Annotated in this window: 11 protein-coding genes; all 11 read right to left on the bottom strand. The window is 53.7% G+C overall.

Annotated features, from left to right (window positions below; all coding sequences use genetic code 11):
* Window positions 1-70: 70 nt before the first annotated feature.
* The gene (locus G453_RS0105460) at window positions 71-1,240 is read right to left on the bottom strand and encodes a sensor histidine kinase (protein WP_027190235.1); all 1,170 of its coding nucleotides are present in this window, start codon (window positions 1,238-1,240) and stop codon (window positions 71-73) included.
* A gap of 128 nt (window positions 1,241-1,368) precedes the next feature.
* Window positions 1,369-3,807, bottom strand: a complete 2,439-nt coding sequence (locus tag G453_RS0105455) for a sensor histidine kinase (RefSeq protein ID WP_027190234.1) — start codon at window positions 3,805-3,807, stop codon at window positions 1,369-1,371.
* Window positions 3,808-4,417: 610 nt separating this feature from the next.
* Window positions 4,418-4,909, bottom strand: a complete 492-nt coding sequence (locus G453_RS0105450; RefSeq protein WP_027190233.1) for a chemotaxis protein CheW — start codon at window positions 4,907-4,909, stop codon at window positions 4,418-4,420.
* Window positions 4,910-4,924: 15 nt separating this feature from the next.
* Window positions 4,925-6,973 (bottom strand): HAMP domain-containing methyl-accepting chemotaxis protein, encoded by a 2,049-nt coding sequence (locus tag G453_RS0105445; RefSeq protein WP_027190232.1) that lies wholly within the window; start codon window positions 6,971-6,973, stop codon window positions 4,925-4,927.
* A 14-nt stretch (window positions 6,974-6,987) separates the two neighbouring features.
* A complete protein-coding gene (locus G453_RS0105440; RefSeq protein WP_027190231.1) occupies window positions 6,988-7,608 on the bottom strand; it encodes a TetR/AcrR family transcriptional regulator in 621 nt (206 codons plus the stop codon).
* A gap of 218 nt (window positions 7,609-7,826) precedes the next feature.
* Complete coding sequence (locus G453_RS0105435) at window positions 7,827-8,312, bottom strand: hypothetical protein (protein WP_027190230.1); 486 nt, start codon at window positions 8,310-8,312, stop codon at window positions 7,827-7,829.
* Between the two features lie 10 nt (window positions 8,313-8,322).
* Complete coding sequence (locus G453_RS22520; protein ID WP_169725290.1) at window positions 8,323-9,252, bottom strand: tyrosine-type recombinase/integrase; 930 nt, start codon at window positions 9,250-9,252, stop codon at window positions 8,323-8,325.
* 107 nt (window positions 9,253-9,359) lie between these two features.
* The gene (locus tag G453_RS0105425) at window positions 9,360-9,578 is read right to left on the bottom strand and encodes a helix-turn-helix domain-containing protein (protein WP_027190229.1); all 219 of its coding nucleotides are present in this window, start codon (window positions 9,576-9,578) and stop codon (window positions 9,360-9,362) included.
* Between the two features lie 148 nt (window positions 9,579-9,726).
* Window positions 9,727-10,284, bottom strand: coding sequence for a tyrosine-type recombinase/integrase (locus G453_RS0105420; protein WP_027190228.1), 558 nt, complete (start codon window positions 10,282-10,284; stop codon window positions 9,727-9,729).
* A 273-nt stretch (window positions 10,285-10,557) separates the two neighbouring features.
* On the bottom strand, window positions 10,558-10,923 hold the full coding sequence (locus G453_RS0105415) for a hypothetical protein (RefSeq protein WP_027190227.1): 366 nt from the start codon (window positions 10,921-10,923) through the stop codon (window positions 10,558-10,560).
* Between the two features lie 755 nt (window positions 10,924-11,678).
* Window positions 11,679-11,961, bottom strand: a 283-nt coding sequence (locus G453_RS22515; RefSeq protein ID WP_043644647.1) for an integrase core domain-containing protein, incomplete at its 5' end; no start/stop codon positions are given.

The following is an 11,961-nucleotide window of genomic DNA, read 5'->3' as shown; positions in this document are numbered from 1 at the left end:
CTCACGGATTTGACACGTTCGAACGAAATCATCCCGCAAGAAATTCAGACCTTTTGCCTTTCACTCATTTCTAGAATGCATTAGAGACTCGTGCCGGTATCGATTCTGACTGCTCCAGTTTGACCCAGAAGGTCGTACCTTCGGAATTATCTGAAGAGAAACCCACTTCTCCACCGAGATAGTTCTCTGTGAGCAGCTTGATTGAATACGTCCCTAATCCTCGATCCTGCCCCTTAGTTGAGAACGATCTCTTGAACACTTGGAGCTTGACCGATTCGGACATAACCGTGCTGTTCTTGACCCAGAAAACAGCTTTCTCATCCTCCTCTTTTAAGCCCAACGTAACACACCCCCCTTCCCGAGTCGCCTCAAGCGCGTTCATAAGCATGTTAACGATCACTCTTCGCAGAAGGGCAAAGTCAGCATACACAGCAACATTAACAGCCTTCTCATCTAAAATTATTATTTTCCCTATCGCCTTGGGGTGCGAGAGAAACTCCGCAGCAATTGCCCTAACGACCTCCAACCCTTGCAACGTCATCTTTGATACTGTGAACTCTTTGCGCTCCATAGACAGAAGTTGCTTTTGTTTTTGAATTTCCTCTACCATCGCAAACAGTGACGCCTTGACAATACCGACAACTTCTTTGGACTCCTGAGGCACTTCGTCGAGAAGCATATCGATAAGTCCACTTGCTCCACCTGCTGAGTTGAGGATGTCATGAAAAAATATCCGCTCAAGAATTCGTCTGCGTTTCTCATCCTCAATATCCATGAGGGTGACAACGTAATATGTGTCTCTCCCTGCTTTCCACGGCGAGACGAAAACGCGCAAATCCCTTGCAGCTGTGTCGGTGCCAATTTTCAAAAGAAGCTGGCAGTCATGTTCCGTTTGCATCTTCCCAAGGATGCTCTCCATGATAGCCTGAACCGCTCCACACTCTCGGCAATTCATTGATGTCCCGCAGCCACCCTCCTCTTTGTCGGAATAAACACAGCCCATGGCTTCCCCAGGGCGCTTGGCAAGAAAGCTGCTGAGGGTATCAACCCCGAAAGCATTTAAAAACGCCTGATTGCTAAAGACAATTTGGCGATGTGAATTTACGACCATCAAGGGGAGTGGGAAAAAGTCAAAATACTTTGAACAAAGGTGCTCAGAGAGATTAGCGAACTCGCTTTGGACTTCTTGGATCGACAACCGCTTGCCAGGGGCATAATGAGTTGCGCATTTGGTTTTCATCGCAAAACTCCTTCATCGCTATAAGTGTGCACTCTCAAACAACTCAAATTGCGCTACTCAAGCATTATACCTTCGGACACCATTGGGACCATTTCCAAAAAATGTGCATCATTCGGATGTAGCTGCATTTACATGGATTCTACAGCGATCATTGCCATGCTTTTGTCAACCTGTAGTGCTCGGCACGGCTTCAAGGGAAAATCCACCATAAACCGTGTTCCGTCGTTGGACTTACATGAAAGTGAGCCCCCAAGTTGATTCGAAAGCGCAGACACGATTTGCAGCCCCAAGGAACCAAACGCGTCGGACGCCATTCCCCCCCGCATTCCGATCCCATCATCCTCCACAACCACCTTGACCATTCCATTATCGATCTTGGCACTCACGATCATTTGCCCATGCGATCTGCCTTTGAAGGCGTGCTTCATTGCGTTCGTCGCGAGTTCGTTGAGTATCAGACCAAGCGGAATTGCTTGTTCTAGGGAAAGCTTGATATCGTCGCTATCCACTACGACATCGACCGGAACCTCGCTTTCTACAGAGGAGCAAACCCTCGTGAGCAGCGTTCTGGCATAACTCTCAATGTTGATTCCCGTAAAATCCTGCGATTGATAAAGCTGCTCATGAATTTGCGCCATGGAGAGGATTCGCCCCTGGCAATCCTTCAGGGCCCGCGACGCGACCGGGTGAGTGACGCCCATCTCCTGGAGACTGATGAGACTGGATATGATCTGCAAATTATTCTTGACCCTGTGGTGAATCTCCATCAGGAGGACCGTCTTCTCTTCCAGGGATCGCTGAATCAAAAGCTCAGCCTCTTTGAGTTCGGTCACTTCCGTGGCGACCTGAAGCATGACCCGCCGATTGTCGGTCCAGGTTATCAAGGTGTCGCAGTTCACATAACTTCGCCCGGTTACCGTATCATACTCTTCCCATATGCTGTTCGGCTTGGCATCTTCGCCGAGAAGTTTGGAGAGCGTACAGTCTGGGCAAGGTGAGCTTCTGCCTCGCAACGCCCTCCAGCAGACTGTCCCGGTCAGGTCGCTCCGGAATCGCCGCTGCATCCCCTTGTTCATGAAAAGGATCTCGTATGATGCCGGGTCCATGACGTATATGTCTGCAGGTATGGCATCCATAATGGTCTGCATCATGTTCAGGGATTGCCGACGCGCCTCCTCGCTCTTCTTGCGTTCACTGATGTCGCGGACCACGCAGATGATCAAGGATTCGCCCCAAATCCTCTTGCCCACGGCGTTCACTTCAACTGGCAGCATCGTCCCGTCCTTACGGCGGTGGCACGTCTCAAAAACCGCGCATACTTCCTCCGGAAACATGAAACTGCTTCTGATGTCGGCCTCGTTCATCATGGACTCATATTCCCAGATGTACAGCCCTATGACCTCTTCCAGGCTCCTGCCTAGCATTTCGCAGAAGCGCCTATTAGCCTCCACGATGCGGTGTTCGGTATCTATCACCACAATCCCGTCACCACTTAGATCCATTAAGGCTGAATGCCGCAATATCTCCTTGTCTCTTGCCGCCCTGGCGTGCACAAGCTCTGCACGGTCACACTCCAATGCCTGGGCCATAGTGTCCATTGCACTGGCAAGGAGCCCCAATGATCCTTTAGCAGTGGATATGCCCGTGCGCGCAGAAAGTTCACCCGCCCCAAGCCTGCGGGCAACCTTTACCAAAAGATTGACCCGGGAGAGGATGCCGTACTTCCCGACCAGAACCGCCAAGCCAATCGAGAACAAGAGTGAAGCGGCCAACCACCACAGGTAATTCCTGGTAATCTCATCAGCCTGGGCCAAGATGACGCCTTCGGGAATGGTCAAGACAATATTCAGGTAGGGCTTTCCCCCGGCAAGGGCGACCCGCCTGACGGCATAAACCCTCCTGACTCCGTCGCCCCCGGCCGCAGTGAAAATCTGTTCACGATCCACGGACTGAATGCGGTCCCACACTGCCTGAGCCACCGGACTGCCGACAGGCGCGGTATCGAGGGCTGGGTAACGATAGAGCCTGCGCCCACGGGCATCCACGAGACCGACATAAGAATCCGTCGGGAGATGGGCCAGCTCGAAAGCCGTCGCCATGTCCTGCAATCGCAACGTAGCGACAAGGACCCCCGACACCTGACCACCGCCCCCTGTGACTGGGTAAGCAAAGGGAAGGACCTGCACCCCGCTCACCTTTCCGATGGAATATTTTCCTACAGAAAATGAGCCGTCCCTCAGGGCATCTTGAAATTCCTTGCGGTCTGACAGGTTCTGCTTAGTAAAATGTAGTGCTGAGGCCACAGCGTCGCCGTGACCATCCATTAGAGCGAAATTAACGTAATGCGGATTTGCACCCAGATAGTCCCTGAAAAGAGAGCTACAGAGAGTCGAGTTCATATTGAGGACAACTTGATTTTTTGCAAGCGTCCTCAACACGCCTTCGATCCTGTCAACTTCTATTTCGTGTAGATGTGCGTAATATTCTGCCAGCCGGAGTGTTGTCTGCTTGGCGTGTTCCAGTTCATGCTGTCGCCTTTCCCACCCGTTGCCAAGCACAACCGCCATAACTGGCATTACTCCAGCGAGAACGACGATTATAAGATTTCCCTTGACTGAATGCGGAAAACGAAACATTTACATCACACTTCACCCAGATAAAAAATAGATTGATTTAAAACACCTTGACATTGGCAAACACAAAAATGGAAATTGTAAACGCAATCTACACAACACAAATCGGAATCAGGATGCATATATGCAATCTTTTCGAGGCATAATTATAATATAAAATCAACATACATTCAAGCAGCTCTCTTTCTAGGACAACCAAAAAGCAAACGCGGCTGATGTGAATTCTCGAGGACAGACAAACTGGAAGCAGAAACCTAACGAGAGCTTGAACTTTCTTGACAGCCCAAGATCGGCTTACGTATCAAAAGCTGTCGACGGTCCAACGTCATCCGCTTCATTCCACCAAATTGAACGGGCCGGAGGTTTCCCCCCGGCCCTACCAACTTAACGCTTCGGAACGCCTTGTGCTGCACCTTCTTTAGTATTCGCTTTCCACATGATCAGCCGCGTTGTACCCTGAAATGTTACACGCAAAAACAGTAACATTTGAGCGCCTGTCGGAAGAATTGGTACGCAACACGCTGTCCTCCGCCCCATAGTCACATCAGGCAGCGCCCTGGGAGTCCTCTGCCACTGCTTCGGCCACGCTTAACTCGTCCTCAGTGAACACCTTGTCGATATCCAAAAGGATGATGAAGTCATCCCCGTGTTTGCCGATCCCTTGAATGAAGTCTGCGCGGATGGAGGTCCCCATCCTGGGCGCGGGCTCGATGTCCTTAGGTTCGATGTCCATGACTTCCTTCACCGAATCGGCCAGGGCTCCGAGCACGGTTTCTTCCCCGCCCAGGCTCACTTCCACGATGATGATGCAGGTGTTCACCGTGCGCTGGGTTTCGGGCATACCGAACTTCAGGCGAACGTCCACCACGGGCACGGCGCGTCCTCGCAGGTTTATGACCCCCCGGATGGCCTCCGGGGTGCGCGGAACCTTGGTTATGGTGGTGTATTCCAGAACCTCGCGGACCGAGGCGATGTCCAGGGCGAACACCTCATCGCCCAGCGTGAAGGTCAAGTATTGGTTTGTGCTTTCGCTCATGGACGTCTCCCGGGGCTAGAATTTCTCGAAATCGTCTTCATGATCCCCAGTCCCCATGTTCAGGGCAATTCCCTTACCGGTCTTTCCTGCCTTCTTGAGGGCAGGTCTGGCATTAGAGTGAGCAGAAGCGAAGGAGCCACCCTGTGGCAGGGCCTTGGGAGCCATTTGTCGCGATCTTCCGTGAGAGCCCTTGAGCCTGAAGAAGCTCACTGTGGAGAGTAACTGCTCGGCCTGGCTAGAGAGCTCTTCCGAGGTGGAGGCCATTTCCTCCGAGGCGGAAGCGTTCTGCTGGATGACTTGGTCGAGTTGCTGGATGGCCTTGTTAATCTGGTCGGCTCCTGCATTTTGCTCCCGCGAACCAGCTGCGATCTCCTGCACCAACTCGGCGGTCTTCTTGATGTCAGGCACGATGGCTGTGAGCATGCTGCCCGCCTTTTCTGCCACGGCCACTGACTCGGAAGACAAGGACGAGATTTCCGCAGCCGCGTGACCAGAGCGCTCGGCCAGCTTGCGCACCTCAGCTGCGACCACCGCGAAGCCCTTGCCGTGTTCGCCCGCGCGAGCAGCCTCGATGGCCGCGTTCAGCGCCAGCAGGTTGGTCTGACGGGCGATCTCCTCGATGATGGAGATCTTCTCCGCGATCTGCTTCATGGCCCCCACGGTCTGGGAGACGGCGCGCCCGCCCTCTTCGGCATCCTTGGCGGCCTTCATGGCCATGGACTCGGTCTGCACGGAGTTATCGGCGTTTTGCTGGATGTTGGAGGCCATTTCCTCCATGGAGGACGAGACTTCCTCCACGCTGGCGGCCTGCTCGCTGGCGCCCTGGGAGAGCGACTCAGAGGTGGCTGAGAGCTGCTGCGACCCGGAGGCAACGTTGTTGGCGCCTTCCACCACCTCGCCCATCACCTCGTTCAGGCGGCGGGTCATCTCGCGAAGGGCCTCGGCCAGCACGCCGATCTCGTCCTTCTGGTCCACGTCCAGGTCCAGGGTCATGTCGCCCTCGGACATGCGCTGCGCGAAGGTGACGCCCTTGATCACCGGGCCGGTGATGCCCTTGGTGATGAAGATGGCTACGACCACGCCGATGATCAGCGCCGCCACAAGGCCGATGGCCATGACCGTGGATGAGGAAGACAGGCTGTGGGACGCCTCGGCGGTCAGCTCTTCGGTGGTCTTCACGCCGTACTGCGAGGTCTCCTCGGCGGCCTTGAGCACCGCTTCGGCCGCTATACCGCGCTTCTTCCCCGTCTCCTCCATCGCCTGGTAGTTCTTGATGAATGACTGCATGGCTTCCCGGTAGGCGTCGCCAGATTTGCGGATTTCATTGAGCTGCCGTATGTTGGCTTCCTGGCGAGTGATGGGCCGGATGGCCTGCTCCCTGGCGGCGACGGTCTCGAAGTTCTTCATTCCGTCCTGGATGATCTTGATATCGCGCAGGGTTTGGCCTCTGAAGTTGGCCAGCCGGATGGCGTTGCCCGCGTCGATGATGTCGTTCATCCATTCGATCTTGTCCGTGCGGTCCTTGACCTTGGCGGACTCGACGTTGGGCTGGACAAGCAGATCGCGCAGGGCCTTGTTTTGCGATTCAATGTACTCGTAGGAATTCTTCATGAAGGCCTGGGCGCCGGAATCCATGGCCTTCCGGTTCTCGTCGATGGCCTTTTCCAGGTCATGGGTCTGTTGGGCCAATTTCTTGTACTCGGCCACGGCGGCGGTGGCCTTCTCCACGTTGTCCTTGAGCTTCACGAGCCTCGGATGCTTCTGGTACAGATCCCTCGCCTGCTGCAGGGCCTTTTCCACGTCGGCCAATTCCTTGCTCGCCTGCGAGTAGAAACTTTCGTCGCCGGTGTAGGCGTAGCCCCGCATGGCGTACATGGTGTGCAGGGCGCTTCGCTCCACCTCGTTGGCGATGGCCACCTCGGGGGCGATCTCCTGGGCCAGGCGTTCTGCTTGAGTACCTACGGAGAGCATGTTCACCATGGCCATGCCACCAAGCAGTGCTGCAATTAGGATGAGAATACCAAAGCCAAGGCCGATCTTCATTCCAAGCTTCAAGTTTTTCATCGCAACACCCTTGGTTAAAGTGTTCCTGCACTCGGGGGGCAGAACTGCGCACCACCCAGTGAACCCGTCAGTCTAAACGTGATCATGCGCTTCAACTCCTGGGAGAGATCCTGGAGCGAAGAAATCTGGCAATACTTATGGCAGAGTCCTTGTAATGTCGCCCATATCAACATTCGAAGTGTGCTTGGATCCACAGGATTGAAACTCCGCTCGGCGACTCCCGTCTTCACGCAGTTCTCAAACAATCCAAGATACTGTTCCTTGAGCATGAGCAGGTCTGTATTGGGAAAACAGCCGAGGTCGAGCCGGGTGAACGGATCGAATCTCGCGAGGAAAACGACGCAGTCACGGTTCTGATCCGCCAAAGAGAAGAACGCATCAATGAATGCATGAATGGCTTCGAGGGGAGTACACGTTTGAAGCATTGCTTGCTGGGCGTCACGGTGTAGCCTCACGAATATGTTGCGTGAGACCATGAACAGCAAGTTGTCCTTGGACTTAAAGTGATAGATCACCGTGCCGGACGCAACATTACACCGCTTGGCGATATCAAGCACAGTGACGCCCTCGGCCCCACGCCGAGCGAAAAGGGCGGTAGCTGCTTCAATGATGTTCTCGACAGTGTGCTCTGCCATAACCCATCCTTGACTGATTGGTCATTCAAATACCAAGGCCGCCCAATTATGGCAATGGCTCAAGACAATTTCCCCCAAACAATGTGAGGCTACTTGGCCAAACACCCAGAAAACCATGACATAGTATTTATGAATACAACTTCCGGTGCCAGCCAGCGGAAAAAGAAAGGGCCGGAGGTTCCCCCCCGGCCCCGGTTACGGATACCCTGCCAAGCGTCCTACGCGCCGACTTCCTCGGCCCCTTCGTTGTCGGACTCGGGGCTAGCCGCACTGGCATCAAGAACCTTCTTGACCTCGTCGGAGGCCGTGGACTTCTGCTTGCGCGAAGCAGCAACCCCGGAGTCAAGGTAGGCGTAGTAAACACCGCTGGCCTGATCCTCGTGGAGAGCGAACTTGGTGACGGCGGAGAACTTCAGGCCGTGCCTCCTGAGGAAGCTCGATATCGACGCGTTACAGGCAGTCATCTCCCCATCAGACATAACAGCTTTGAGTTCAAATGCGCCAGGAGCACTCTTGTCCACCATCTTGAACCCGATCGTCCCCGCCTCCTTGCTGATGCCCATCATGATATACCCCGGTGAGATGCCGAACTGCTCCAGAGGCCCCTTTCCAAGGTAGATAATTCCACCCTTGCTGATCGTCATGACAAGCTCAGCAGCCTTCTTTGCGCGAGTACTTCCGGTGTAAAACTCCCAGTTAAGCATGGCGTCCTCCTTAGGACCGTCTGGAAATGTTCGGGAGGAGGCCCACTGCACGAGCCTGCTCAATACGGCTGTAATGGTAGTAGGAATCGGCGGTCATCTTGATCGTGGAATGCCCCATAAGTTTACTAACAGCAGCCAAATCCGCGCCGTTGTTCAACAGTGTCGTGCAGTATAAGTGACGCACATCATAGAATCGCACGGGATAATCTATCCCGGCCTTGTCACACGCGGTCTTGAAGGACCTCCGCAAGGACTTCACGGGACGGCTCTTGAATTCGATCACGAAGGCCGTCGCGGCCTCGGCCTTCATGTTCTTCAGCCGCTCCAGGAACTCCGGCTTCAAAGGGATGACCCTCCAGGTCCTGGTCTTGGGTGCGTACACCTTGATCTCCCCTTGGACGAAGTCGACCTGGCTCCATTTCAGGGCCAGAAGTTCGCTCTCGCCGGTCCGGACACCGGTGTTGAAAGCCACGTCCAGAGCCAAGGCAAGATGGGGTTCGGCGGCAGCGATGATCCGGCCAAGGTCCTCAACTGTGAGCTGGACATCCCGCTTCGCTTCCCGAGGCTTCTTCCAGCCAGACATGGGGTTCGCCGGGATCAACTTGGCTGACACCCCGAAGTTGAGAATGGCGTTGAGGTAGTCCATATATCTGTTCTTGGTGCTCTGAGCCTTGCCTTCGAAGCGGCCCGCGAAGGACAGGACGTCCTCGAAGGAGAACTCGGCCACGGGCTTATCCGGAAGGCCTGGAACGTAGATGCCGTTCAGGAGCGTGACCATGTTCCGAATGTGCCCGGTCGACCGCCCGGAGGCACGAAGCTGCTCTACATAGAGTTGCCCCAGTTCGTCGAAGTAGAGACCGGTCCTGGGCTTGTTCTCCGAAACGCTCTGGCCGCGCTTCTTGGCGAGTTTGATCTCGGCGTCGTAAAGCTCAGCCTTCATCTTCGCCTCTGGCCCCGTGCCAAAGTGTTTCTGGCGCTGAACTCCGTTCTCGCGCCACCGACAGAACCAGCTGTGTCCCTTGCACCGCACCATGCCACACCCCCTCTCTAAGAAATGAACTTTCTGGCCCGCCGGATAGTCACCGGCTTGTCCAGAAAAATCACGGGGCTGGACATGAACAGGTCCAGGTCCTCCCGGCGAAAGCGGTTACGCCGAGGGCCATAGGTCGGGATGAAATACCTCTTGTGGAGGTCGCGAAAGGCGCGGAGGCCATAGCCGAGGTAAGCGGCAGCCTGGGCCGTCGTCAGGAACGAAGAAAAAACCATATAAATCCCCAGTAGGGTTTACAATATGGCTTCTAATGCGGGGGTAATCTGGCGGCCACGTCGGCCAATCGGAAGGTGATATCTTTCTAGTTCTTGCCGCCCACTTCGTCAAGCGATCAGCAAAGAAAAGGGCCTCGCGGCCCTTGGACTAGATGGTATTCATCAGAATTTCCTCTACTTCTTCCTCTTGGATTCCGAGGTAGCGCCGGGTAATGGCCGGACTGGAATGGTTCAACCGCTTCGCGATGACCTCCCACGACACCCCGAAGGTCTTGCGCTGGTGATAGCACCACGTCTTCCGAAGGGTATGCGCGCCGAAGTTGCCCTTGAGGTTCAGCGCCGCCGCCCAGGTCTTCACAGCCTTGGTGACCGCAAAGGTCGTGAGCGGGTAGTTCTTCCCTTTGCGGGACTTGAACAGGTAGTGTTCAGGCTCTGGAGCCACTGCGGCCACGTAGCCGGTGATAGCGTCCATGATCTCCTTGTTGATTATCAGGACATTCTCCTTGCCGGTCTTCTTCTCCTTCACGGTGATCCGGTCTCCGACCTTCACGCCAAGGACGTCTGCGACTTTGAGTTCAAGTAGGTCTTGAACTCGCAACCCTGAATTGATTCCCATGATGAAGAGCAACCGATCTCGCGGATTGTCCTTGAGCAACTTCCTGATGCTCTTCACGTCCTTCAAGTCTATGAATGGTTCGACCTTCATCATGACCTCCGAAGAATGTTTCTATTGGTAAAACTACCGAAAACGTACTTTCAAAACAGCTCCGCCTGCCTGCCCAACACGGGCTCGGCAGTTAACTCGTTGAAATACGTGGACTAGCAGCCTCAATAATTCTGAATGCACGTTTTTATGTAAAAACGTACTTTCCTGTTATGATGATTTCTCTATGAAAATGATGAATATGAAAGTCGCGAAACATCACTTGCAAAAGAAAAGGGGCACGTGATTAAACGTACCCCGTCACTATTCAAATCATCACGACATCCGAAGCATGATGTGATCATCTTCGATGTTCACCACGAACTCATCGCCTTCGACAACCTCTCGGCCATCGAACTTAACTCCCTTCAGGTTGATGCACAGGACTCCATTCTTCTTGACCTTCGGCCTCGATGACGTCTTCATGTACAAGCCACGCACTTCGTAGAATTGCTTATCATCATTGATAAGCTTCAAAACGTGCTGACGCAAAGTCTGCTTGTGTTTGATGGAAAGCTTCTCCATGATCTCGCTCGCGCTGTCTCCAGCGTTTATGAGATGACGAAGCGCTCTTGCATCGTAACGAGACTCTGGAATCCCTGTTGATCCTTCACCGTCTTCAGTGTTCTTTCTCTTGCCCATGTTACACTCCATGTTATGAAGATTTGAATCTAATGATGATATTTCTCTATTATCGCGCTGAAAGTTCAATTTATTGCGTAAAATCGCGCGAAAGAACGAATAAACGAAGAAAGTCATCAGCATAAGCAGTTGATTTTCTGTGTAAAAACAGTCTTTGGTCCATATTTGCCCTAGGACGCCCCCAAGGTCACGGGGAAGGGAAACCCCTCGCACCCCCCCTAAGATTGGTCTGGGGGCAGATATGGGGCAAGGTCTCCCCGGGACGCTGATGCCGGACCCTGAAGACATTCAAATGTCTGAAATAATGCATTAAGTTGACGTAAAAAGAGGAGACCAGCCGCAAATGCAGCCGATCTCCTTCATATACAGGACTAACAGCCCCAACAGGTTTGGATTTACTCCGCTCCTGCCAGAGCTGCTCGTGTGGGGTCGAAGATGTCCGTCACCGGCACCAGCGCCCAGTTACTTCCGGACAAGCGGTTTTCCCGCATCCGGCGGTTTCGTGATGTGTGCTTAAAGTTTTTTGTTTGAAATTGATTTTGTAATAGATATCAATCTTGATTTTTGCGCGCCAAATTCAAATCAATATCTTCTTGCACACTTCACGATGTTTCCTTACGAAACGCAGCCATGAATTTCATTACTATTTATCCCAGCAAATAGTCCGCACAAGTCGGCACTGAAATTCACTTCCCTCGGTCTTCGTCACGGTCATTCAGGAGCATCCAGAACATAATCGTGTAAACCTCCCCTGGTTAGTGCCAGTCGAAAGTTGAGACCTCCGGTGAGTTGAAGACGAGGTACTCGGAGGGCGTGAGATCTCCGAGCGACTCATGGGGCCTCTGTTCATTGTACTGCTTCACCCAGTCCTCCACGATCTCCCTGACTTCGCTCAGCCTGCTGAACACGTAGAAATCCAGCACCTCGTGTCTGAAGGTGCGGTTGAATCTCTCGATGTACGAGTTCTGCGTTGGCTTGCCGGGCTGGATGAATTCCAACACCACACCACGTTGTTCCGCCCAGTCCGCCAGGGCTACT

Origin of the sequence: Fundidesulfovibrio putealis DSM 16056, from assembly GCF_000429325.1 — a bacterium.
In the GTDB taxonomy this organism is placed as follows: Bacteria; Desulfobacterota; Desulfovibrionia; order Desulfovibrionales; family Desulfovibrionaceae; genus Fundidesulfovibrio; species Fundidesulfovibrio putealis.
This window is presented reverse-complemented; position numbering and strand designations above follow the sequence as displayed.